The 24088-nt window shown below is 71.5% G+C and carries 19 protein-coding genes and 1 pseudogene; 10 read left to right on the forward strand and 10 right to left on the reverse strand.

Features of this window, described 5'->3' with window-relative positions; genetic code table 11:
* The first annotated feature begins 30 nt into the window (after positions 1-30).
* Positions 31-672 carry a sigma-70 family RNA polymerase sigma factor gene (locus tag ACFV9D_RS33180; protein WP_385154655.1) on the forward strand — a complete coding sequence of 214 codons (642 nt, stop codon included), beginning with the start codon at positions 31-33 and terminating at the stop codon, positions 670-672.
* A gap of 88 nt (positions 673-760) precedes the next feature.
* On the opposite strand, the gene ACFV9D_RS33185 is transcribed toward ACFV9D_RS33180, so the two are convergent.
* Both ACFV9D_RS33185 and ACFV9D_RS33190 read right to left on the reverse strand, forming a co-directional pair.
* Positions 761-1675, reverse strand: coding sequence for an LLM class flavin-dependent oxidoreductase (locus ACFV9D_RS33185; RefSeq protein WP_385154658.1), 915 nt, complete (start codon positions 1673-1675; stop codon positions 761-763).
* A 21-nt stretch (positions 1676-1696) separates the two neighbouring features.
* Entirely contained in the window at positions 1697-2815 is a 1119-nt protein-coding gene (locus ACFV9D_RS33190) for an NAD(P)/FAD-dependent oxidoreductase (protein ID WP_385154661.1), read from the reverse strand.
* 222 nt (positions 2816-3037) lie between these two features.
* Between ACFV9D_RS33190 and ACFV9D_RS33195 the strand changes: the two genes are divergently transcribed.
* Both ACFV9D_RS33195 and ACFV9D_RS33200 read left to right on the forward strand, forming a co-directional pair.
* Positions 3038-3538, forward strand: coding sequence for a hypothetical protein (locus tag ACFV9D_RS33195; protein ID WP_385154664.1), 501 nt, complete (start codon positions 3038-3040; stop codon positions 3536-3538).
* Between the two features lie 78 nt (positions 3539-3616).
* Positions 3617-4189: an antibiotic biosynthesis monooxygenase gene (locus tag ACFV9D_RS33200; protein ID WP_385154667.1), complete on the forward strand. Its 573-nt coding sequence runs from the start codon at positions 3617-3619 to the stop codon at positions 4187-4189.
* A gap of 29 nt (positions 4190-4218) precedes the next feature.
* On the opposite strand, the gene ACFV9D_RS33205 is transcribed toward ACFV9D_RS33200, so the two are convergent.
* The 6 genes from ACFV9D_RS33205 to ACFV9D_RS33230 all read right to left on the reverse strand — a co-directional run bounded on the left by ACFV9D_RS33205 (position 4219) and on the right by ACFV9D_RS33230 (position 9959).
* Positions 4219-5913 carry a rhamnogalacturonan lyase B N-terminal domain-containing protein gene (locus ACFV9D_RS33205; RefSeq protein WP_385154670.1) on the reverse strand — a complete coding sequence of 565 codons (1695 nt, stop codon included), beginning with the start codon at positions 5911-5913 and terminating at the stop codon, positions 4219-4221.
* Positions 5914-6005: 92 nt separating this feature from the next.
* Positions 6006-6665 carry a hypothetical protein gene (locus ACFV9D_RS33210; RefSeq protein WP_385154673.1) on the reverse strand — a complete coding sequence of 220 codons (660 nt, stop codon included), beginning with the start codon at positions 6663-6665 and terminating at the stop codon, positions 6006-6008.
* Positions 6665-7195 (reverse strand): SigE family RNA polymerase sigma factor, encoded by a 531-nt coding sequence (locus ACFV9D_RS33215; protein ID WP_385154676.1) that lies wholly within the window; start codon positions 7193-7195, stop codon positions 6665-6667. Before ACFV9D_RS33215 ends, ACFV9D_RS33210 begins: the two co-directional genes overlap by 1 nt.
* On the reverse strand, positions 7176-8243 hold the full coding sequence (locus ACFV9D_RS33220; protein WP_385154679.1) for a LacI family DNA-binding transcriptional regulator: 1068 nt from the start codon (positions 8241-8243) through the stop codon (positions 7176-7178). Before ACFV9D_RS33220 ends, ACFV9D_RS33215 begins: the two co-directional genes overlap by 20 nt.
* A gap of 106 nt (positions 8244-8349) precedes the next feature.
* Positions 8350-9192, reverse strand: coding sequence for an SMP-30/gluconolactonase/LRE family protein (locus ACFV9D_RS33225; RefSeq protein WP_385154682.1), 843 nt, complete (start codon positions 9190-9192; stop codon positions 8350-8352).
* The gene (locus tag ACFV9D_RS33230; protein ID WP_385154685.1) at positions 9189-9959 is read right to left on the reverse strand and encodes an IclR family transcriptional regulator; all 771 of its coding nucleotides are present in this window, start codon (positions 9957-9959) and stop codon (positions 9189-9191) included. Before ACFV9D_RS33230 ends, ACFV9D_RS33225 begins: the two co-directional genes overlap by 4 nt.
* 190 nt (positions 9960-10149) lie before the next feature.
* On the opposite strand from ACFV9D_RS33230, the gene ACFV9D_RS33235 reads away from it, so the two are divergent.
* From ACFV9D_RS33235 to ACFV9D_RS33265, 7 genes are all read left to right on the forward strand, one after another.
* Positions 10150-11304, forward strand: a complete 1155-nt coding sequence (locus ACFV9D_RS33235) for a mandelate racemase/muconate lactonizing enzyme family protein (protein WP_385154688.1) — start codon at positions 10150-10152, stop codon at positions 11302-11304.
* On the forward strand, positions 11301-12311 hold the full coding sequence (locus tag ACFV9D_RS33240; RefSeq protein WP_385154691.1) for a zinc-binding dehydrogenase: 1011 nt from the start codon (positions 11301-11303) through the stop codon (positions 12309-12311). The genes ACFV9D_RS33235 and ACFV9D_RS33240 overlap by 4 nt, the downstream gene beginning before the upstream one ends.
* 117 nt (positions 12312-12428) lie before the next feature.
* Positions 12429-13409, forward strand: coding sequence for a hypothetical protein (locus ACFV9D_RS33245; protein ID WP_385154694.1), 981 nt, complete (start codon positions 12429-12431; stop codon positions 13407-13409).
* A 2-nt stretch (positions 13410-13411) separates the two neighbouring features.
* Positions 13412-14521 (forward strand): multiple monosaccharide ABC transporter substrate-binding protein, encoded by a 1110-nt coding sequence (gene chvE, locus ACFV9D_RS33250; RefSeq protein ID WP_385154697.1) that lies wholly within the window; start codon positions 13412-13414, stop codon positions 14519-14521.
* A 32-nt stretch (positions 14522-14553) separates the two neighbouring features.
* Positions 14554-16089 carry a multiple monosaccharide ABC transporter ATP-binding protein gene (gene mmsA / locus ACFV9D_RS33255; RefSeq protein WP_385154709.1) on the forward strand — a complete coding sequence of 512 codons (1536 nt, stop codon included), beginning with the start codon at positions 14554-14556 and terminating at the stop codon, positions 16087-16089.
* Between the two features lie 8 nt (positions 16090-16097).
* Complete coding sequence (gene mmsB / locus ACFV9D_RS33260; RefSeq protein ID WP_385154700.1) at positions 16098-17327, forward strand: multiple monosaccharide ABC transporter permease; 1230 nt, start codon at positions 16098-16100, stop codon at positions 17325-17327.
* A 155-nt stretch (positions 17328-17482) separates the two neighbouring features.
* Complete coding sequence (locus tag ACFV9D_RS33265) at positions 17483-20362, forward strand: glycoside hydrolase family 2 TIM barrel-domain containing protein (RefSeq protein ID WP_385154703.1); 2880 nt, start codon at positions 17483-17485, stop codon at positions 20360-20362.
* A gap of 66 nt (positions 20363-20428) precedes the next feature.
* Here the strand turns inward: ACFV9D_RS33265 and ACFV9D_RS33270 are convergent.
* Together ACFV9D_RS33270 and ACFV9D_RS33275 are read right to left on the reverse strand one after the other, a co-directional pair.
* Positions 20429-21276 (reverse strand): annotated as a pseudogene (locus tag ACFV9D_RS33270) (carbohydrate esterase).
* 70 nt (positions 21277-21346) lie between these two features.
* Positions 21347-24082, reverse strand: coding sequence for a Tat pathway signal sequence domain protein (locus ACFV9D_RS33275; RefSeq protein ID WP_385154712.1), 2736 nt, complete (start codon positions 24080-24082; stop codon positions 21347-21349).
* Positions 24083-24088: the final 6 nt, after the last annotated feature.

Genomic DNA, 24088 nt, shown 5'->3' on the forward strand with positions numbered 1-24088 from the left:
AGGCCGCCGTAGGCGGTGTATAACCGAGTCATGGCAGGCGCAGAGAACACGTACCGGAACCACCAGCCACCCCAGCGGCCGACCGAATCGCTGACCGAGGAGCAGGCGGAGCGGATGCTCGCCGCCATGAACGAGATCATCCGTGCGGGCGAGGAGATGCGGCAGCTGCGCTCCGAGATGATCCAGCTGTTCGCCGGCCTCGGCTGGACGCAGGACCGCATCGCCCGGCTCGCCGACATGAGCCAGCCCGCGGTGTCCAAGCAGGTCGCGAAGGTCAAGTCGGGCGGGACGGCACCGCCGATGGAGCTCTCGCTCGACCAGCACGACGTCCCGTGGCTCGAAGGACGCCTGTGGGGTCTCGCCGAGGAGATCTCCGAGACCTGCGACGGAACCGCGCGCTGCACGCGGTACGTCGACGCGCTCACCCGGGGGCGCAAGCGCTTCACGCCCCAGAACGTCGACGAGCTGCGGCGTCTCGTCGAGGAGGATCTGATACGGCACCGGGAGCAGCTGCCCGCCGCCTTCCGGGCCACGTACGACAGCATCAGCCGGGACCTCGACCTCCCCTCGAAGGTCACCCAGGCCGTCACCCCGACCGCGTCGCCCTCGGTACGCCGCACCCTGGCCCACCGCATCCAGCGCGACCGGCTCAGGGACGCATCCGCGGCCTAGACAACTCCCCGACCTGGGAACGTGTCCCCGACCTTGGAACGCGTCCTCGACCTGGGAACGCGTCCCCGTCCCGCGGACGGACGGCGGCCTACCCGGCCTCCTTCGCGATCGCTTCGCGGACGGCCGGAACGATCTCTCCGGCCCAGCGACCCAGCGAGGCCAGGTCCGGGGTGCCGCCGTGCGGCGAGAAGAGTGTGAAGCCCGAGGCGCCGTGCTCCAGGACGGCCCCGGTCAGCTCCTCGATCCACTGGTCCGACGAGCCGCCGATCCAACGGCCGTCGCCGTCCCGCGTGGCGGCCGCGGGGCGGTCGGTGATCCGGCCGGGGAGGTTGAAGACCGTGCGGATCGCGCCCGGTTCACGGCCCACGGCCGCCGCCGCCTCGTCGATCACCGGGCGGGAGCTCCGAAAGCGCTCGCTCTGCCAGTCCGCCGCGTGACCGGGGATCCAGCCGTCGGCCACCCGGCCGGTCGCGGCCAGGGACTTGCGGCCCACCGAGCCGGTCCACACCGGTGGCGCCGCCGCCGCGGACGGCTCGATCTCCTTCACCTGGTAGTGACGCCCCTCAAAGGTGACCGGCGGACCACCGCCCGACAACTTCTTCACCAGGACGATCGCCTCCTCGAAGGCCTCCACCGCCTCGCCCGCCGACAGCGGCGCCACACCCATGTCCGCGATCCGGTCCCACAGCCCGCCGGCGCCCATGCCGAGCACGACCCGCCCGCCGGACAGCGCCGACAACGAGGTCACCGTGCGCGCCAGCATGGCGGGCGGTCGTGTCGGCAGGTTGGTGACGTTGGCGAAGCCGGCGAGCCGGCGTGTGCGTCCGAGCACGAATCCGAGGGTGGCGTACGCGTCCAACCGCGCCCCGATGTAGGGGTGGTCGGACAGTGAGAACAGGTCGAGCCCTTCGCGATCGGCCAGTTCGACCATGCGCAGGAGCTCCGGCCCGTCATCGACGGTGCTGTGCGCACCGAAGCCGAAGACGACGTGATCACGTGACATCGACGTGCCTTGCCTTTCCGTTCAGTTGGTGGGTGTCGTGGCAGTGGCGGCGGTGGGGCCGAACTGGCCGACGAAGCGTCCGGTGAAGAGATCGGCACCCTTGTACTCGGAGACCATGGCGGTCGGAGCGACGAACGGCCCGTCGGGAGAGGGCAATTGTCCGACACCGCCGCGCGGGCCGAGCGGGAGCAGGATCATGGGGTGGGGCAGCGGTCGGTAGGTGGCCGTGGGCGCCTCGCCGCGCAGCTGGGAGGCGATGTTCTTGGCGACCACCTCGGCGTGCTGCATCGCGTATCCGGCCATCTTGGCCTCGTCGACGTCGGTGATGTCACCGACCGCGTAGACGTGCTCGTGCCCGTGGACGTGGAGGGTGTCGGTCACGGGGACCCGACCCTCGGCGGTGCGGGTGGTGAGCCGACCGTCGGCGAGGTAGTCGCTGTTGACGTGCACGCCGTAGGCGCGGAACCAGATGTCGGCGGTGATCTCGTCACCGGCGGTGGAGGTGACGGTGAAGGCGCCGGTCCGGCCGGGCTCCGTCGTCGGCATGGTCGCCAGGCTCGTGCCCAGCCGCAAGTCGACGCCGAGCGCGTCGAGCTGACCCCGCAGCTCCCGGACCACCTCCGGCTCGAACCCGGGCAGCAGCTCCCCCGCCGGGTCGACGAGGGTCACGTGCTTGTGCGGCCAGACCTCCTTGATCTCACCGGCCAGTTCCAGGCCGACCGGCCCCGCGCCGAGGATGAGCACCGTGTCGGCGTCGGCCACCTCCATGTGACTCCGGCGGAGGTCTTCCAGCGCGTCGAGGGTGGAGTCGGACTTGGGCTTGGCCGGGTAGGTGTAGCTGGAGCCGGTGGCCAGGACCAGGTAGTCGGCGTCCACGCGCCGGCCGGAGGCGAGCGTGACACCTCCGGGATCCACGGAGACCGCACGGTCGCGGACGACCTCGCCGTGCGGGAGCAGCGTGTCGAAGGGGAAGAACATGTTGCCCGCCCAGTCGGGCCGGGTCAGCGCCCGAAGCGACCCGGCGGCGTTGACGAACGCGTCCCGGGGATCGATGAGGACGACATCCGCCTCGCCCTCCAGCGCCTTGGCGACGGCTGCGCCTCCGTAGCCCCCGCCGATGACTGCGACCGTACGACTCATGGTTCACGCTCCAGACCAGGAATGAGTAAGAGTTCGTGACACGAACAATATAAGTTCGTGGCACGAACTACAACCCCGATTCCGTGGCGGCCTGACAGGTCGACAGTTCGGGCCGACCCCGGGCTTGAAGGATGCGCCGCCGTCGAAGGCGTGCGGCCGGGATACGGTTCTTGGCGGTTCAAGGCTTGGTGCGCGGTGCGTGCAGCCGCACAGGAGGGAGGGGTGGACGTGCAGAGTCCGATTGATGAGTCTTCGTCGCATGGTCAGAGCATGCGGTGGAGACTCGGCGGGTCGGGGTGGGCGAGCTGGTTGTGGTCGGTGGGGGACGTGAAGGTCGAAGTACAGGCCTCCTATGTGGGTCCCAAGGTGCTGGCCGGCTTCATGAACAGCGTTCGGGACCTGCTGCTGGGTTGCCATGCGACCTTCGTGACGTTTCTCGATGAGCCTGGCGGAACGAGAGTCTTCTTCAACCGAATCGAGGACAAGGCGTTCGTCCAGGTCGTGGGCTTCGCCGACCTGAGCGAGCCGGCGTCCTGGTGGTCGGACGCGAAGCCGGTCTGGAACGGCCGGGTACCGGTGGAGGAGTTCATCGGCGCTTTCGTGGTCATGGTGGAGGAACTCCTCGCGGAGCACGGCACGGAGGGGTACCGGAAGCGGTGGGCCCACGACTTTCCCACCACCGAATGGGCTGCCTTGCAGACAGCGCACAAGTCCCGCCGCTGACCGGGGCAAGGGCGTCGGCTCGGCGTGGGCGGGCGGCGTAGAGTGGGTGTCGGCGCGGCGTGATCATGAGGAGTACGAGTGACTGCGGTGAGCCTCGAGCACGCCACCGTCCCCGCCGACACCGGCGAGGTGACCCTGTTGATAGCCCGCCGGGTGGAGCCCGGATACGAAGGCGCCTTCGAGCGATGGGCTCAGGGGATTCTCGACAGCGCGGCCAGATTTCCCGGCCATCTCGGATACGGGCTCTTCCGCTCCTCCGGCGGCGACGCGCCCTGGTTCCTCGTTCACCGGTTCCGCGACGCGGCGGCCTGTCGGGCCTGGCAGGAGTCTCCGGAACGGGCGGCCTGGTTCGACGACTGCGAGGGGCACCACCACACGGAGATCGCCCGGCGCCGACTCACCGGCATGGAGACCTGGTTCGCCAAGCCCGGCTCGACAAGGCCGGCGCCACCGCGGTGGAAGATGGCGATCAGCGCGACCCTGGCGATCTATCCGATCTCCCTCCTCGGCAGCTACTTCCTGCTGCCCCACCTGACCGCGCTGCCCCTCGTCCTCAGCAGCGCGGTCATGGCGTGCGTGTTCAACGTCCTGATGACGTACCTGGCGATGCCGGCCGTGAGCCGGCTGCTGCGCGGCTGGCTCAGCCGGTAGGCGTGCCGCCCGCCTCGGGCGGGCGGCCGTCAGGGCAGCAGGTCGATGCAGTCGAAGGCGTTGCCCGGGCTCAGGAACCCGGTACCGGCCGAGCCGCTGACGATGTTCAGCTTCAGCACGTTGTACTGCGTCGGGTCCGTCTTCCAGGCCGAGGCGGGAACGCTGTACGTGAAGGTGTGGTTGTTGCCCCGGTAGGACCCCGTGGTGAGCGAGCGCGTGGTCGGCTGCTCCGGCGGCGAGGGGATCGCCGAGACCCAGTCGTTGACGGTCACCCGGGGACGGCCGTTGATGTACGCGGTGGTCACGCCGATCCGCAGGGTGTGCGCGACGGCCGCCTGGCCGGCCGTCAGCCTGAAGTACACCAGCACGCCGTCGTTGACGCCCGACCACATGTAGCAGGGGAAGGAGCCGGCCACGTCGCCGCCGTCGATGACGACATTGCCCGTCCAGGCGGCCGCCCTGACGTCCGAGGGATGGGCGACGGTCATCAGTGCGGCGTTCTTGAACCCTCCCGGGGTGCCGTCCCACTCCCCGATCCGCCAGATCGCCGGCGCGCCGCTCGGATCACCCGTCAGGGTCAGGGTGTTGAGCGCCGTCGTGCCACCCGCGGTCACGGTCACCGAGCCGGTGTGGACGGCCAGTTCGCCCTTGTAGACGGTCAACGTGTACGTCCCCGGGAGCATCCCGCGGCAGGAGAACGCCCCCGTTCCGGCCGTCGCCGCCGTCCAGTACTGCGCGTCGGCGTTGGCGAAGCCCACCGTGTACGGGCGGCTCGCGTCCATGCCCTTGAGCCCGACGCCCGCCACCCTGCCGCGCCCCGCGGGCCCGACCCAGCCGCGGATGCCGAGACCGTCCACCCAGGAGGTGTCGTGGGCGGCCGGAAAGAGGGCCGGGTCGGGTGCGCCGCCGTCGGTGAAGGCCAGCACGTACGGCCCCTGGAGGCCGAAACGCATGTCCTCGGTCTGCGACTGGTTGTAGTGGAGGATCTCGTAGAGCCCGACGCCGCCCTCGTTGGAGTGACGCAGGAGGGAGCGGTAGAACGGGCCGCCCGAGGCCTTCTCGTGGTTGGAGCGGACCATCCAGAGGGCGGCCGTACCGTTCGTGTAGCCGACGTGGTCGTAGTCCATGACCCGGGCCCCGGAGTAGTGCTTGGAGCGGGTCCGGCCGTCGGACCTCTTCCACACGTCGCCCGCCTCGATGACGGTGTCGGCCGCCTCGACCCAGGAGTCGTTCCCTTCGTTGGGGAAGATGCCGGGCTTGAGCCGGGCGATGAAGCGGGTGGCGGTGAAGGAGGCGTCGGCCTTGTCGGTCCACAGATAGACGTTGCTCTTGCCGCTGCGCGCCGCGAGGTAGTGCCTCAGGGTGCCGTGCACGACGGTGACGAGGATGACCGCGCCGGTCTGCGTGAGGGTGACCGTCGAGGCCCCGAGGCCCGACTCGACATGCGAGTGCTTGCCGCCGTAGCCCTCGTACTCCTTGCCCCGGTAGACGAGCGACGTGAGGTCGCCGGTCGACTTGGACACCTTGAAGACGAGGTTCGCGCCGGTGCCGATGACGTACTGGGTGCCGTCGTCGCTCCACCCGAAGCCGGCGGCTGCCGCCTCGGACATCAGGCCGCCCGCGGTGAGCAGGGCGGCGGCGCCGGCGGTGGCCGCTCCCAGTACTCCCCGGCGGCTGACGGGAGTGCCCGAATTCCGATTCCTTGACGTGCCGTGACGGCTCATCCGATGCCCAACTCCTCCGGTGGGGGCGCGGGGTGGGACCCCCGCTTCCCCTGGTCGCCGCCGACCGGCCCGAAGTTGCCGTCCCGTGCCGGCTATCCGGCGACCGGTTTCGTGAAGTCGCCGCGCACGGTGGTGTGTTGGCGGACATCGTCCGTCAACGTGATCGTGTACGAGTCGGCCGCACTGTCCCGCGCTCCCTCGGCGTGGTTGAACTGGCCGGCGAAGACGTGGTTGCCGGCAGGCACAGTGCGGCCCGGCTTGAGGGTCCAGGTGTAGACGAGGGCCGCGGGCTCGTCGCGTACCGAGACCGTGAAGTCCTGGGCGGGCAGCGTGCGCCAGTGCCCGGTGCTCGCGACGCCGCCGGTGGCGGCGATCCGCAGCTCGACGGTGAGCGCGGTCAGGGACCTGGGCGCGGTCAGGGTGACGTTGCTCTGCGCCCACCAGCTGTTGCTGCCGGGGTCGACGGTGCCGACCGCCCGCGCCGGCGGGTGGGTCGCGGGCGTCGTGGCGGCAGGTTCGGCGGGCCGGTGCAGGGTGGTCGCGGCGAGGCCCCCGAGGGCGAGGATGCCGGCGACGGAGACCGCCACGGCGGTGGCTGTGACCCAGCGGGGCCTCGGCGGGCGCGGCGGCAGGGCGTCGGCGCGCGGGGGCTCGGCAAGCCCGCGCTCCACCCGGGCCAGGATGCGGGCGCGGTCGGGCTGGTGGGAGTCGGCCGCTTCCCTCAGTCGCCGTCGCAGCTGCGTGTCGTCCATCAGCGCCTTCCCGCGGCCAGTTCGGTGACTGCCCGGGTGCCGAGCAGCAGCTGGAGTTCCGCCATGCCCTTCGAGGTCTGGCTCTTGACGGTGCCGACCGAGATCCCCAGCGCCAGTGCGGTGTCGCGCTCGGAGAGGTCGAAGGCGTGGCGCAGCACCACACAGGCCCGTTTGCGGAACGGCAGCGTGCGCAGCGCTGTCTGGACGTCGACCACGACGGTGACGTCCGGGTCCTCGATCCGGTCGGAGCGGCGGTCCCAGAACAGGGCGACGCGACGGCGCTCCCGCACGGTGCCCCTGATCCGGCTGCGGACGAGGTTGGCGACGACGCCGCGGGCGTACGCGACCGGGTGGTCCGCTCCACGGACCCGGTCCCAGCGGTGCCACAGGGCGACCATGGCGTCCGCCGCGAGGTCGTCGGCGGCGTCGGTCTCGCCGGTCAGCAGATGGGCGAGCCGGGCCAGTTCGGCGTAATGGCGCTCGAAGAACTCGTGGAACTCCGTCGCGGCGTCATCGGTCGCCGCGGCCACGAGGGCTCCCCGTCCCACTCCGGCGCGGTATGTCGCCCGCCTGCGCCGCGACCGGTCCCGAGGCCGCGCGCACGGTCAGTTCGGGGGCGATCAGCGTCACGCCGGACGGGCCCTTCCCGTCGAGGCGCCGGACGATCCGTTCGACCGCGAGCCGGCCCATCTCCTGGGCGGGGACGGCGACGGAGGTGAGCGGGACCGACGCCTGCGCGGCCACCTGGTCGGGACAGACGGCCACCACGGAGACGTCCTCGGGCACCGCGCGCCCCTGCTGGCGCAGCACGGCGAGGAGCGGTTCGACGGCGGCCTCGTTCTGGACCACGAGGGCGGTCGTGCCCGGGCGTTCCTCGAAGATCCGGCCCACGGTCGCGGCGACGGCGGCGTACGTGCCCTCGACGGGACGGTGCAACAGGCCCACGCCCCGGGCGAGGGCGGCCGCGCGCAGTCCGGTGACGGTGCGTTCGGCGAAGCCGGTGCCGCGGGCGTAGACGGCCGGGGGTTCGCCGAGGACGGCGATCTGTGTGTGGCCGAGGTCGGCGAGGTGGCCGACGCAGCGGGCCCCCGCCGCCTCGAAGTCGAGGTCGACGCAGTCGAGTCCGCCGGTGTCGGCCGGCAGGCCGATGAGGACGGCGGGCCGTGCGGCCTGCCGGAGATGCGGGAGCCTCGGGTCGTCGAGTCCGACGTCCATCACGATCATCGCGTCGGCGATGGCGCTCCCCTCGACGCGGAGCACGGCTTCCGGGCCCTCCTCCCCGGTGAGCAGCAGGACGTCGTAGCCGTGGGTGCGGGCCGTGGTGGTGACGGCCATGGCGATCTCCAGCATCACCGGCACGTACAGGTCGGTCCGCAACGGCATCATCAGGGCGAGGATGCCGGTCCGGCTGCTCGCGAGGGCGCGGGCGCCTGCGTGCGGGCGGTAGCCGAGTTCGTCGATGCTGCGCTGGATCCGCCGGCGGGTGGAGTCGGAGATGGGCCGTTTGCCGCTCAGGACATAGCTGACCGTGCTGGCCGACACTCCGGCGTGACGGGCTACATCGGCGAGGGTGACCACTTCAGTTCTCCGCGGCTGTTCCCGGCTTCCCGGGCGGTGTCCCGGGCGGCTGCCCGATGCTTCGGACCGCCGAGCCTAAGCGGAGGCTTAGGGCACTGTCCAGGCGTCAGCCGGCGAACGGGGTGCCGGGGAGCCCCTCGCCGACGCCCGGCAGCACGAGGAGCGAACCGGAGAGCGGGTGCGGGTCCGCCAAGCCGGTCCGGGCCGTCGTGACGTACAGGTCGCGCAGCCCCGGGCCGCCGAAAGCGCAGGCGGTCGGCCTCCGCACGGGCAGCTGGATGGTACGGTCGAGGGCGCCGCGCGGGGTGTAGCGGCGGAGCTGTCCGCCGTCCCAGAGGGCGACCCAGACGCAGCCCTCGGCGTCGACGGCGAGCCCGTCGGGGAAGCCGGCGCCCGGCTCGACGGTGACGAACTCCCGGCGCTCGACGACGTGTCCGTCCTCGACGCGGAAGGTGTCGACCCGGCGGGTGGGGGTGTCGACGTAGTAGGTGAGGGCGGCGTCCGGGCTCCATCCGGTGCCGTTGCTGATCGTGACGGAGTCGAGGAGCGTGGTGGCGGTGCCGTCGGGGGCGATCCGGACGAGGTTCCCGCCACCGGGTCCCTCGTCGTAGCGCATGGTGCCCGCCCACAGGCTCCCGTCGGGGGCGACGGCCGCGTCGTTGCCGCGCCGGCCCGGCACGGGGTCGTGGCGCAGCCACGAGAACGTGCCGTCGGGTTCGTACAGTCCGATGCCGTCCCTGAGGTTGGCCACGAGTCCGCCGCCGGTCCGGGGCTTGGCCGCACCGATGTGCTGGTCGACGGCGAGGACGGAGCGACGGCCGCTGTCCGGCTCGTAGGTGTGGATGCGGCGGCCGAGGATGTCGACCCAGATCAGCCGGGCTCCGGCCGGGTCCCAGGTGGGTCCTTCGCCGAGCTCCGCGTACTCCCGCACGGCTGTGTCCGGCGTCATCGGGCGGTCCGGTGGCCGAGCCGGAGCGACAGGTCTCCGGCGCCCTTGGCGGCGAGCGCGGCCAGTTCGCTCTCCCGCTCCTCGCTCCAGCGGATCACGGGCACGGAGATGGACAGCGCGGCGACGACCCGGCCGGAGCCGTCCCGTACGGGTGCGGCGACGCAGCTGACATCGGGGTTGGACTCGCGGTGCTCGGTGGCGGTGCCCCGGGAGCGGATCCCGGCGAGCGCGGTCCGCAGGGCGTCCGGGTCGGTGATGCTGTGGGGTGTCATACGGGCCAGTTCGCGGCCCTCGACCCGGGCGCCGAACTCCTCCTCGGGGAGGAACGCCAGCAGCAGCTTGCCGACGGCCGTGCAGTGGGCCGGAAGCCGGCGGCCCGCCGCGGAGACCATGCGGACGGCGTGCGTGGAGTCGACCTTCGCGATGTAGATGACGTCCAGGTCCTCGAGGAGGGCGACATGGACGGTCTCGTCGCAGGTCTCGGCGATCTCGCGGGCGACGGTCTGCCCTTCGGCGGCGAGGTCGAGCTGTTCGGCGTAGCGGCTGCCGAGCTGGTAGGTACGCACCCCGAGCCGGTAGCGGCCCGGCTGCTGCGGGACCGGCGTCAGATAGTTGCGGGCGGCGAGCGTGGTCAGCAGCTCGTGCGTGGTGGTGCGCGGGAGTTGGAGCCTGCGCGTGATCTCGGGTGCGGAGAGTGATCCGTCGCCCTGCAGGAACAGCTCCAGGATGTCGAATGCCCTGGTCACCGCGGGAACGAGACGCCCCATGCCGTCCACCCACCCCTCGTCGTTCGAAATCCCGATCAGTGATCGGTATGGCGAACACAGGCTAACCACACGGCCGTTCTCCCGGCAACGGTCGTGCGGGGACCATTGACACCCGGGAAGTCGCTGTCTACGGTCACGCCACGATTTCGAACGTGTGACGAAATATCGAACGACCCCGGGAGCAACCACCGTGCGCATCACGGGAATCACCACTCATGTCGTCGGCACACCCTGGCGCAACCTCACGTACGTCCAGGTCCACACCGACGAGGGGCTGACCGGCGTCGGCGAGACCCGCATGCTGGGCCGCACCGACGCCCTGATCGGATACCTCCGCGAGGCCGAGGCCAACCACATCACCGGCTCCGACCCGTTCGCGGTCGAGGACCTCGTCCGGCGCATGAAGTACGGCGACTACGGGCGGGCCGGCGAGATCGTGATGTCCGGGATCGCGGTCGTGGAGATGGCCTGCTGGGACATCAAGGGCAAGGCGCTGGGCGTGCCGGTGTGGCAGCTGCTCGGCGGCAAGGTCACCGACCGGGTCAAGGCGTACGCCAACGGCTGGTACACCACCGAGCGGACTCCCGAGGCGTACCACAAGGCGGCCCAGGAGGTCGTGGCCCGCGGCTACCGGGCGCTGAAGATCGACCCGTTCGGCACGGGCCACCTCGAGCTCGACGCCGAGGGGTCGCGGTACGCGGTGTCGCTGATCGAGGCGGTACGTGACGCGATCGGGCCGGACACGGAGCTGATGCTGGAGATGCACGGCCGGTTCTCCCCCGCGACGGCGGTCCGGCTGGCACGCGAGCTGGCGCCCTTCCGGCCGGCCTGGCTGGAGGAGCCGGTACCGCCGGAGAACCTGAAGGCGCTGGAGAAGGTGGCCGCGAAGGTCGACCTGCCGATCGCGACCGGTGAGCGCATCCACGACCGGATCGAGTTCCGTGAGCTGTTCGAGTCGCAGGCGGCCGACATCATCCAGCCGGACCTCGGACACATCGGCGGCATCCTGGAGACCCGCAAGCTCGCCGCCACCGCCGAGACGCACTACATGATGGTCGCACCGCACAACGTGGGCGGCTCGGTACTGACCGCGGCCTCGCTCCAACTCGCCGCCTGCACACCGAACTTCAAGATCCTGGAGCACTTCAACGACTTCGCGGACGCGGAGATCAAGAAGGTCGTGCGCGGCGCGCCCCAGGTCGACCCGGAGACCGGCTGCTTCGAGGTGTCGCACGCGCCCGGTCTCGGGGTGGAGCTGGACGTGGACGCCGCCGCCGAATTCCCCCAGCAGCAGGCCCGGTTCGACCTCTGGGCCGAGGGCTGGGAGCGGAGGGCACCGAAGTGAGCCGCGCGATCGTCGTCGAGAGGCCGGGCGAGCACCGTCTGGTCGAGCGGGAGACTCCCGAGCCCGGCCCCGGCGAGGTCCGTGTCCGGGTCGCCGCCGCCGGAGTCTGCATGAGCGACCGCGAGGTGTACGACGGGCACCGCGATCCCGCCTATGTCCGCTACCCCGTGACGCCCGGCCATGAATGGTCCGGGACCGTGGAGGCCGTGGGGGCGGGGGTCGACGCCTCCCTCCTGGGGCGCCGGTGCGTCGCGGAGGGGTTCCGCGCGTGCGGGACCTGCGAGCGCTGCCGTTGCGGCGAGACCAGCCTGTGCACGGCCGGGTACGCGGAGACCGGCTTCACCGAGCCGGGCGCGTTCGCCGACCATGTGGTCGTTCCCGCCCGACTGTTGCACCTCCTGCACGAGGGCGCGGACCTGCGCGCCGCCGCGCTCCTGGAGCCGGCCGCCGTGATCGCCGCGGCGGTACGGGCGGGACGGCCGCGGCCGGGCGAGCGGGTCGCCGTCGTCGGCGCCGGCACGCTGGGCCTGCTCGCCGTGCAGTGGCTCGCCGCGTCCTCGCCCGCCGAACTGACCGTCGTCGACCCGCGGGTCGCGCGGGGTGAGCAGGCGCTGCGGCTCGGCGCGAGCGAGGCCCTGACCCCGGGCGAGTCCGCGGCGGCGGCCGACCGCTTCGACCTGGTCGTGGAGACCGCCGGGGCACCGACCACGGCCGCCTCCTCCTGTCTGCTCGCCCGCAGGGGCGGCCGGGTCGTGCTCACCGGGATGTTCACCCCCGGGGCCACCGGCATCGACCCCGTCCATCTCTCGCTCAGCCAGCTGGAGATCCGCAGCGTCTTCGGGGCGCCGTCCGCCGCCTGGGCCGACGCGGTACGGGCCTTCGGCCTGGGGCTGCTCGACCCGGCGCCGCTGATCAGCCACGAGTTCCCGCTGGAGCGGTTCGCGGAGGCCGTCGCCCTGGTCGGCGGCGGCGATCCGAAGACCGGCAAGGTGCTGCTGCGCCCATGACGGTGCGTGGCGACGAGCCGTACGGCGGTACGGGAGTCCCGGGCGACGTACGGGAGTCCCGGGCTCCCCGTACCGCCGCATACCCAACGTTCCGGACGGTGTCCGGTATATCGAACAATGAGGAGTCCTGTGCCCACTCCCTCCGCCCCCCGCCGCCCCGGCGCCGCCGCGCTCGCCGGGATCGGTCATTCCGTGCCGCCGACGGACCCCGCCGAGGCCTCCCCGCACACCTTCCCCGACGGCGGCACCTGGCGGACCGAGATCCCCTCCGTCGAGGGCCCCGAGGCGCTCGCGGCCGTCCTGAAGGAGAGCTCCCGGCTCGACGTCCCGGTCCACCGGATCAGCCAGGGCAGCGGCGTCTGGATGCTGACGGACGACGAGATCACCGAGATGGTGGACGCCTGCGCCGAACGGGACGTCGAGCTCTGCCTGTTCACCGGGCCGCGCGGCACCTGGGACATCGGCGCCGCCACCCGTACCGACTCCGGCGGCGCGGGGCTGCGCGCCCGTGGCCACGACGGTCTCGCCGGCTGCGTGGAGGACGCCCTGCGCGGCACCGCGCTCGGGGTCCGTTGTCTGCTCATCGCCGACGAGGGCGTGCTGTGGACCCTGCACCGGCTGCGGGCGACGGGCCTGCTCCCGGCCGACACCACCTTCAAGGTGTCCGCGCTGATCGGCCCGGTCAACCCGGCCGGGTACGCCGTCTACGAGCACCTCGGCGCGGACTCCCTCAACATCCCCTCCGATCTCACCCTCGCCCACCTCAGCGAGATCCGCCGGGCCAGCCGCGCCCCGATGGACCTCTACGTCGAGTCCCCCGACGACCTCGGCGGCTCGATCCGGATGTACGAGGCCGCCGAGCTGATCCGGCGCGGGGCGCCGCTCTACCTCAAGTTCGGTCTCAGCAAGTCCCCCGGCATCTATCCGTACGGGGCCCATCTGCGCGAGCACACCCTGGCCACCGCACGCGAGCGGGTCCGGCGCGGGCGGCTCGTCCTCGACCTGCTGGCCCGGCACGGCGCCGACGGCGGCATGTCCCCGCTCGGCTCCCGGCTGCCGGGCGAGCTCCGGCGCTTCCCCACCCCCGAAGGGAACTGACCATGCGCACCCGCACCCTGCGCGCCGCGGCCGCGGCCGCGCTGCTCACCACGTTGCTGACCGCCTGCGGCCAGGAGGCCCGCGGCGGCAGCCGCTACAAGCCCGACGCCGGCAAGGGCGGCACCATCGGGCTCGCCATGCCGACCAAGGCCTCGGAGCGCTGGATAGCCGACGGCGAGAACATGGCGAAGCAGTTCCGGCAGGCCGGTTACGACACCGATCTGCAGTACGGCGACGACAAGGTCGAGAACCAGATCGCCCAGATCGAGAACATGATCACCAAGGGGCGCCGGCTCCTGGTGATCGCCGCCATCGACGGCTCCGCGCTCACCGAGGTCCTCCAGCGCGCCCATGACGCGGGCATCCCGGTGATCTCCTACGACCGGCTCATCATGGGCACCGAACACGTCGACTACTACGCCTCCTTCGACAACGAGCGGGTCGGCGAGCTGGAGGCCCGGTACATCGTCGAGCGGCTGAAGCTGGGCACTCCCGCCAAGGGCGCGGGCAAGCCGTACGACATCGAGCTGTTCGCGGGTTCGCCGGACGACAACAACACCCGGTACTTCTGGAACGGCGCCATCAAGGTGCTCCAGCCGTACTTCGACAGCGGGCAGCTCGTCGTCCGCAGCGGCCAGACGAGGATGAACCAGGCGACCACGCTGCGCTGGGACGGCGGCACCGCGCAGAAGCGGATGGACGACCTGATCAGCAAGAACTACGGCGAGGAGAGCGTCGACGCGGTCCTCTCCCCCTACGACGGCATCTCCATCGGCATCATCTCCGCCCTCAAGAGCGCCGGTTACGGCACCGGCGGCCGGCCCCTGCCGGTCGTGACCGGCCAGGACGCCGAACTGGCCTCGGTCAAGTCCATCATCCGCGGCGAGCAGACGCAGACCGTCTTCAAGGACACCCGCAAACTGGCCGCCCGTGCCGTGGCCATGGGAGACGCCGTCCTCAACGGCCGGAAGCCCGAGGTCAACAACGTCGGGGACTACGACAACGGGAAGCGGACCGTGCCGTCGTACCTCCTCGACCCGGTCAGCATCGACAAGTCCAACACCCAGCTCCTCGTCCGCGAGGGGTACTTCACGGCGGGGCAGCTCTCGTGACCGGGAACGGGCGGCCGGGGCCCGTCCTGGAGATGCGGGGCATCACCAAGACCTTCCCAGGAGTCACCGCCCTCAGCGAGGTGAGCCTGACCGTCCGGCCCGGCGAGATCCACGCCCTCTGCGGGGAGAACGGCGCCGGGAAGTCCACCCTGATGAAGGTGCTCAGCGGTGTCCATCCGCACGGCAGCTACCAGGGCGAGATCCACTTCGAGGGCGAGCCGGTCGCGTTCCGGGACATCCGGGCCAGTGAGCGCCGGGGCATCGTGATCATCCATCAGGAACTCGCCCTGGTCCCCCATCTGTCGATCGCCGAGAACATCTTCCTCGGCAACGAACAGGGCCGGCGCGGCATCGTCGACTGGAACGACACCCTGCGCAGCGCCAAGCGGCTCCTGGCGCGGGTCGGGCTGCGCGAGAACCCGCACACGCCGGTCGCCGACCTCGGCGTGGGCAAGCAGCAGCTGGTGGAGATCGCCAAGGCGCTGTCCAAGGAGGTGAAGCTGCTCATCCTCGACGAGCCGACGGCCGCGCTCAACGACGAGGACAGCGCGAAGCTCCTCGAACTGATCCTGGAACTGCGCGCCGAGGGCATCGCCTCCGTCGTCATCTCGCACAAGCTGAACGAGATCCGGCGGATCGCCGACACCGTGACCGTGTTGCGCGACGGCCGCACCATCGAGACCCTGCCCGTCCGGCCGACCCCGGACGCCGCACCCGAACTGTCCGAGGACCGGATCATCCGCGGCATGGTCGGCCGTGACCTCGACCACCGCTTCCCCGAGCGGACCGCGTACGAGGGCGAGGACGCGGACCGGGTGGCGCTCGCGGTGCGCGGCTGGACCGTACGCCATCCCGTGGACCACCGGCGCACGGTCGTCGACGACGTCTCGCTGACCGTGCGGCGGGGCGAGATCGTCGGGATCGCCGGCCTCATGGGCGCCGGGCGCACCGAACTCGCGATGTCGCTTTTCGGCCGCTCGTACGGACGGTACGTCACCGGGTCGGTGGAGATCGACGGCCGGGAGGCGGCGACCGGGAGCGTCCCCGCCGCGATCGAGGCCGGCCTCGCGTACGTCACCGAGGACCGCAAGCGCTACGGCCTCCATCTGGACGACACCGTGCACCGCAATGTCTCCCTGCCGTCCCTGACCGGGATGCGGCGGCGCGGAGTCGTCGACGAGCACCTGGAGCGGAAGGTCGCCGAGAGCTACCGGACCACCTTGAACATCCGGACGCCGACCGTGTTCGAGCAGGTCGGGCGGCTCTCCGGAGGCAACCAGCAGAAGGTCGTGCTGAGCAAGTGGATCCACGCCGACCCGCGCGTGCTGATCCTCGACGAGCCGACGCGGGGCATCGACGTCGGCGCCAAGTACGAGATCTACACCGTCATCGACCGGCTCGCGGCGCAGGGCAAGGCCGTGCTGTTCATCTCCTCCGAGCTGCCGGAGCTCCTCGGGATGTGCGACCGGATCTACACGATGGCCGAGGGCCGGCTGACCGGTGAGGTCAGTCGCGCCGAGGCCACCCAGGAAACCCTGATGCGTCACATGACCATGAGCAGGAGCTGAGGCCCGCCATGACCACCACGACCCCTTCCGCGCAGGACACGGTGGCGCCGCAGCCGGTGCGCCCGTCGGCCGGTGCGCTGCTCCTGCGGACGCTGCGGGCGAACATGCGCCAGTACGGGATGCTCGTCGCGCTCGCCTTCCTCGTCGTCCTGTTCCAGATCTGGACGGACGGCACGCTGCTGCTGCCGAACAACGTCTCCAACCTGATCCAGCAGAACAGCTACATCCTCATCCTGGCCATGGGCATGATGATCGTCATCATCGCCGGGCACATCGATCTCTCCGTGGGCTCCCTGGCGGCCTTCGTCGGCGCGCTGTCCGCGGTGATGATGGTCCGTCACGACATGCCCTGGGTCCTGGCCCTGGTCCTCTCCCTGCTGGTCGGGGCCGTCGCGGGCGCCTGGCAGGGCTACTTCATCGCGTATCTCGGCATCCCGTCGTTCATCGTGACGCTCGCCGGGATGCTCCTCTTCCGCGGTCTCACCCAGATCTTCCTGGAGGGCCGCTCCCTGGCGCCGTTCCCCGACGGCTTCCAGAACATCGCCAAGGGCTTCATCCCGGAGATGGGGCCGTACACGCAGTACCACAACCCCACCCTGTTCATCGGGCTCGTCACGGTCGTCTTCCTGCTGCTGCGGGAGTGGCGCGACCGCCGGCGCCAGTCGGCGTACGAACTCGAGGTGCTGCCGACCGGACTGTGGGCGCTGAAGTGCGTGGCGATGACGGCGGCGATCGTCGCCTTCACCCTCGCCCTGGCGAGCTTCCACGGCGTTCCCGTGGTGATGCTCATCCTGTGCGTGCTCCTGATCGGTCTGGGGTACGTGATGCGCAACGCGGTCGTCGGTCGCCATGTGTACGCGCTCGGCGGGAACAAGGCGGCGGCGAAGCTCTCGGGCGTCAAGGACAAGCGGGTCACCTTCCTGGTCTTCGTGAACATGGGGGTCCTGGCCGCGCTTGCGGGCTGCGTGTACGCGGCGCGGCTCAACGCGGGCACGCCGCAGGCAGGCCTGAACTTCGAGCTGGAGGCGATCGCGGCCGCGTTCATCGGCGGTGCGTCGATGAGCGGGGGCGTGGGCACGGTGATGGGCGCCGTGATCGGCGGGCTGGTGCTCGGCGTCCTGAACAACGGCATGTCGCTGGTCGGCATCGGCACCGACTACCAGCAGGTCATCAAGGGGCTCGTACTGCTCGCGGCCGTCGGCTTCGACGTGTGGAACAAGCGGCGCGCGGGCCGGTAGTCCAACCGGGCGGCGAAGAGTCCAACAGCCGGACGGGCTCCCGGGCTTGTGCACGGGAGCCCGTCGAGGTGGGATGGAGACAGCAGGGACGGCAAGCGCTTTCCGCGCCGTTGACCTCCTCACACCTCTCCCCTCCCCCTTCCGGCAGGAGACCCATGCCCGTGCTTCCCTGGTACGAAGACGTCTCGCCCGGCCGCGGCGGCCTGCGGCCCCGCGCCTGGTTCGCCCGCTCGGACGCCGCCTCCCTCTCGCTGAACGGCCCCTGGAGCTTCCGGCTCTCGCCCCGCGCCGACACGGAGGACGAGTCCTTCGCCGCCGAGGGGTACGACGCCGGGGCCTGGGACCGGATCGCGGTGCCGGGACACTGGGTGCTCCAGGGCAAGGACCACGGAGCCCCCGCGTACACCAACGTCGTCTACCCCTTCCCGGTCGATCCGCCGCGCGTGCCGACGGAGAACCCGACGGGCGACCATCTGCGCCGGTTCGACCTCCCCGACGGCTGGCCGGAGGCAGGCGAGGCGGTGCTGCGCTTCGACGGCGTCGAGTCCTGTGCGCGGGTGTGGCTCAACGGCACCGAGCTGGGCGAGTTCAAGGGCTCGCGGCTGGCGCACGAGTTCTCCGTCGGCCGGCTCCTCAAGGCGCGCGGCAACGTGCTGGCCGTCCGCGTCCACCAGTGGTCGGCCGGCTCGTATCTGGAGGACCAGGACCAGTGGTGGCTGCCGGGCATCTTCCGTGACGTGACACTGCTGCACCGTCCCGAGGGCGCGGTCGGCGACATCTTCGTGCACGCCTCGTACGACCACACCGCGTCCACCGGCACGCTGCGCGTGGAGAGCGACGTGCCCGGCCGGGTCACCGTGCCGGAGCTCGGCATCGACACGGAGACAGGCGCCGCGGTCACGGTCGCGGTCGAGCCGTGGAGCGCGGAGACGCCCCGGCTGTACGAGGGCGAGCTGGCGACGGCCGGGGAGCGGATTCCGCTGCGCATCGGATTCCGGACGGTCGTCGTCGAGGACGGCGTGATCAAGGTGAACGGCCGGCGGATCCTCTTCCGTGGGGTGAACCGGCACGAGTTCCACCCCGAGACCGGACGGTGCGTCGATCTGGCGACCATGCGCCGGGACCTGGAACTGATGAAGCGGCACAACATCAACGCCGTCCGCACCTCCCACTATCCCCCGCACCCCGCATTCCTGGACCTGTGCGACGAGTACGGCCTGTGGGTGATCGACGAGGGCGACCTGGAGACCCACGGCTTCGAGCCGCTCGGCTGGCGGGGCAACCCGGTCGACGACGCGCGCTGGACCCCGGCCCTGCTCGACCGTGCGGCGCGACTGGTCGAACGCGACAAGAACCACGCCTCGGTGATCATCTGGTCGCTCGGCAACGAGTGCGGCACGGGTGCGGGGCTCACCGCGATGGCCGAGTGGATCCGCGACCGCGACCCGTCGAGGCTCGTCCACTACGAGGGCGACCGGTCGTGCCGGGACACGGACGTGTACTCACGGATGTATCCCCCGCACGCGGAGGTCGAGGAGATCGGCCGCCGGGAGGACGACGGGCCCGAGGCGCGGCGCCGACTGCCCCTCGTTCTCTGCGAGTACGGGCACGCCATGGGCAACGGACCGGGCGGACTCGCCGACTACCAGCGGCTCTTCGAGACGCACGAACGCTGCCAGGGCGGGTTCGTCTGGGAGTGGATCGACCACGGAATCGTCCACCCGCGGTACGGCTTCGGGTACGGCGGCGACTTCGGTGAGGAGGTGCACGACGGCAACTTCGTCTGCGACGGGCTGCTCTTCCCCGACCGGACGCCCTCGCCGGGCCTGATCGAGTACAAGAAGGTGATCGAGCCGGTCCGCATCACGGGGGACGGCGCCGCCGGAACGGTCCGGATCACCAACGGATACGACGTCGCGGACCTGGCCCACCTCGCCTTCACCTGGTCGTACCTGGTCGACGGCGAGAGCGTCGCGACCGGCGCGCTGGACGTGCCCGCGCTCGCCCCCGGCGAGAGCGCCGTGGTCGAACTGCCCGAGCCGCCCGCGCACCTGGGCGACGGCGAGCGCTTCTGGACCGTACGGGCGGTCCTCGCGCACGAGACCGCCTGGGCGCCGCAGGGGCACGAGATCGCCTGGGGGCAGGTGGCCGTGACGGGGCGGCGGCGGGTCCCCGGGGCGGTCGGCGTCGCACCGGTCCACGGCCCCGGGCGGATCACCCTCGGCCCGGGCTCCTTCGACGCCCGTACGGGTGAGCCGCTGGCCCTGGGCGGGATACCGGTCTCCGGACTCCGGCTCGACGTGTGGCGGGCGCCGACCGACAACGACCTGGGCGCCCAGTGGCAGCCGGACGAGCGCTACGGGCTGCTCTGGCGCGAGCTGGGCCTGCAGCGGATGCGGCACCGGCTCGACGCCGTGGAGACGGACGAGGAGGGGCTGACGGTACGGACCCGGGTCGCACCCGCGGCGCAGGACCTCGGGCTGCGCACCGCGTACCGCTGGACCTCGGACGGAACCCGGCTGCGACTGACGGTCTCCGTCACCCCCGAAGGCGACTGGCGACTGCCGCTCCCCCGGCTCGGCGTCCGCCTGGGCCTGCCCGCGACCCTGGACCGGGCCACCTGGTTCGGCGGCGGCCCGGGCGAGGCGTACCCCGACACCCGGGAGGCGGCGAGGCTCGGCCGCTGGCAGGCGACGGTGGACGAGCTCCAGACCCCGTACGTCCGCCCGCAGGAGAACGGTGCCCGGATCGACACCCGCTGGGTCCGACTGACGGACGGAGAGCGCGGGGTGAAGGTGTGGGGCCAGGAGGACTTCTGGTTCACCGCCCGCCGCTGGACCAGCGAGGATCTCGACGCCGCCGGTCACCACAGCGATCTCGTCCCCGGTGACACGGTCTGGCTCACCCTGGACCACGCCCAGCACGGCATCGGGTCCCAGTCCTGCGGACCCGGCGTGCAGCCCGCGTACCGGCTGCACGCCGCTCCCGCCACCTTCTCGTTCGTCTTCGCCGCGCTCGACGCCGGCGTCGTGTGACGGCGGGTGCGGGCCCGCGGGTCACCGGAGCGAAGGTCGGCGGAGGGGCAGTCACCGGACCGGCCGTCAGCGGATCAGACGCTCCGGGACGATCCCCTGGGCCCGCAGCTCGCCCAGGACGAGGGCCGCGTACTCACCGGCCCCGCGCACCGAGGTGTGGGTGTTGTCCCGCTTCTCGGTGGTGAGGTAGAGCGCCTTCGACGCCTCCGGGCCCAGCTCCTCGACCCGTTCCTTGGAGAGGCGGGTGAGGTCGATGAGCGGGGTGCCGAGGGTGGCCGCGAGGGCCCGGATCTCGGCCGGGTGGTCCACGCCGAGGCCGTTGACCAGTAGGGCGGTGTTGTTGTCGAGGGTGCCGTCGGCGTTGAACCAGCGGCGGACGATGGGCGTGACGAGCACGCGACCGCGATGCCCCGCTTGAGGTACTGGGGCAACTGCTGCCCCCAGCCGGAGTACGGCTCCCCCGGCTGGTCGCACACCGTCGAGTCCCCGATCAGGAAGATCCGCGGGGCGGCGGGGGCGGGGGTCACCCGCAGCGCCGCGAGCCGGGGGGCCGGGCCCCCGAAGGTCAGGTCGAGTCCGGCACTGCCGGCGGGGCCGGTCGGTTCGCCCTCGGGGTCGCGTACGTTCACCGTGAACGAGCGCCGGGTGCGCTCCCCGGCCGCGGTGGCGGTCTCGGCGAGCAGGGCGCGCCGGGTCTCGGCGGTGACGGCCGTGCTGCCCGCGGTCTCCCCGCCGATCGTGGCCACGACGTCGTACGTTCCGGGCGGGACGTCGAAGTGACAGACGACGGCGCCGGTCTCGGTGCCGGCGCAGTGGTCGAGCCCCTGGCCGTAGGGGCCCTCGGCGTGGGCCGGGACGACGGACAGCGCGGCGGCGGCAGTGGCCGCCGCGGCGACCAGGGCGGTGCGTCTCACGGGTGCTCCTTCGGGTCGGGGTCGAGGTCGGGGCCGGGGTCCGGGCCGGGGTTCGGGTGTGGGTGCGAGGTCACTGCGGGAGGCTGTCGCCGACGAGCGCGAGGTTCTGGATGGCGGCCAGCCCGAAGAGCGCCGTGGTGTTGGTGCTGATCCACAGGTGCTCGTAGCCCGGTTCCAGGGCGGCCGGGCCCTGGACCGGGGTCTTGTCCCAGACCATGGCCGAGGTATAGCCGTCGCTGCCCAGGAACTTGGCCCAGGCGCGCTGGGCGAGCGCGGGATCCTTCAGCTGGGCCGCGGCGTAGGCGTCCTGGCGGGAGTGGCCCTGGAAGAGGAGCAGCGTGCCGAAGTTCTTGCCGTACCGGGCGGCCTGTTCGGCCTTGGTGGCGTTGAAGTAGCGGCAGTAGTCCAGCCAGGCGTCCTTGAACTTCGGCATGTCGATGAGGTCGATGAGCTCGGCGCACATCTCGACGAGACCGAACATCGCGGAGAGGTGGGAGACGCCGACGACGGGCTCGGTCGCGACCGCGAAGCGGCCGGTGTCGAGGTCGTAGAGCCCCGTGCCCTGGACGAATCCGTTGGGCTGGGCCGCGATGGTCTCCATGGTGGAGCGCAGTCGGGCCTCCGCCTTCGCGGCCTTGGGGCCGCCCCGCTCCCACTCGGTGAGCCAGGCCGCCGCCAGACCGCTCCAGTCGGTGCCGAAGCCGATGGAGAGGGCGTGCCGGTCCGGCGTGTACGGCTCGGTGCGGATCTTGCGGATGGGGTCGAGGACGAGGAAGGTCTCGTCGGAGTCGACCAGGTCGTGCATCAGGTCGCCGACGCGTTCGTCGGCGGTGAGGAAGTAGTAGGGACGGCGGTAGACGGCGGTGGAGATGCGCTGCTGCTTGGCGCTGTCGGCGAAGTGCTGGACGCCGTGGCGGGTGCCGAGACCGGCCCAGGTGCCGAGGTGGTAGACGTCGACCTCGCCGGTGTGGCGGGTCATCGCCTCGGCGAAGCGGAAGACGTCGGAGCGACCGGAGCGCAGATAGGCGTACCAGAGCCAGAGGTCGGGCGAGAGTTCGGAGTTGTCCCAGGCGTAGCCGCCGATGTCGTACCGCCACTGGTGACGGTCCTCGTCGTAGGTGTGCATGATGTCGCCGTAGTCCCAGAAGCCGTACCAGCGGCGCTGCTCGACCTGGTCCTTGTAGTAGGTGAAGAGGTAGTCGAGGTGGTCCTCGATCGTGGCCTTGGCGGCGGTCGAGCGGTCGACGGGCGCGAAGAGCCCGCCGAAGACGCCGGCGCGGGTCAGGTCCTCGGGGCTCGCGACGAGCTGGGCCGGGGTACGGACGGCTTCGGCCTGGGCGACGAGGGTCTCGGCGGAGGGCGTGGCCGCGTTGGCCCAGAACATCAGCTCGCTGGTGCGGGCGATGCCGTACGGGGTGCCGAAGCCGGGCTCGTAGTCCTCGTATGTGATGTTGAGGCCCTCGAGCTGTTCGGGGAAGGTGTCCTGGCCCATGCCGTCGTGGTAGAAGCGCAGGTCCATGGGCTGGGCCTCGGGGGACCAGAGCCAGAGCGTGACCTCGGCGGCGTCGCCGGCCGCGCCCCGGATGTCGAGCTGGGCGGGGTGTTTCTGCCAGAAGTCGCGGAGCCCGAAGGAGAGTCCGCCGGTCACGCCGCCGACGTACCCGAAGCCGTTGGCCCGGCCGCCTCCGCCGGCCGGGATCCAGCCGTGTCCGGGCCCGGTGCGCTTGCGCAGGGTGAAGCCGTCGGCGGAGAGCTGGGCGAGGGTGTAGTCCCCCCAGGTCGGGATGTACTGGAGGCGGGAGGTCACCCGCTGGTCCCAGGTGGCGGGGTCGGACAGCTTCTCGCCCTTGACCTGGGCCTTGCGGACCGCGACGCCGGGGTCGCGGCGCAGGCCGGTGATGCCCTTGACGGCCTCGGTGAGGAAGCCCTGCCCCTCGCCCGCGATACGGATGTGGCGGTCGTGGTCGGCGTCGCGCATCGGGACGGTGAAGCGGACGCCGAGGCCGCGGATGAAGTCCTTGTTCTGGTCCCCGTCGTAGGTGATGGTGTGCACCATCCGGAAGGATTCGGCGCCGGCGTAGAAGTAGAGACGGACGGAGAACGGCAGCCAGCTGCGACTCGCCTTGCGGTGCTTGCCGTCGATCCGGACCACGGCCCGGACGGGGCCGCGCTGTTCGACGGTCGCGCCGGAGATCTCACCGTCGAACCGCTCCCACTTGGCGTTGCCCTGGTCGCCGTCGTCGAGGTCGCTCTGGCGCAGCAGGACGAGCCGGCCGTCGGTGGCGATCTTGACGCCGCCGCGGGTCACGGATTCCACGAGCTTGTGGCCGTCCTTGGAGATGACCGCCCTGATCGTGCCGGTGTCCAGGGTGATGCGCCGGTCGGTCTCGGTGACGGTGACCGCTCGGGCGGTGCCGGCCGGGGTTCCGGGGGCGAGGGTGTACTTCTCCGCCCCGGCGGCCTCGGGGCCGACGGCGTGGGCGGTCCACTTGAGCGAGCCGTCGGGCCAGCGGGCGGTGGTCCAGGTCTGTACGGGAACGTTCCTGCCGTCGGCCGTGGTGAGCGCGAAGGTGCGGTCGGCGGGATGCGCGCCCTTGGGCCACGGCACGCCGAACGTGGACCCGGGCGCGGCACCCAGACCGCCGTTCTCCAGCCAGGTCACGGTGGCGGGCCGATCGGCCACCACCGCCTCGGCGACGCCCGCGGCACGGGCGTCGCCCCCGCCGAGCGCCCAGCTGAACTGGGCGGCGGCACCGGCGACGGCTGCGGCCGTGAGCAGGGTCTGTCTCTTATAAAAAAAAACCAGCCCACC

It is taken from the genome of Streptomyces sp. NPDC059875 (assembly GCF_042731085.1).
GTDB lineage: Bacteria > Actinomycetota > Actinomycetes > Streptomycetales > Streptomycetaceae > Streptomyces.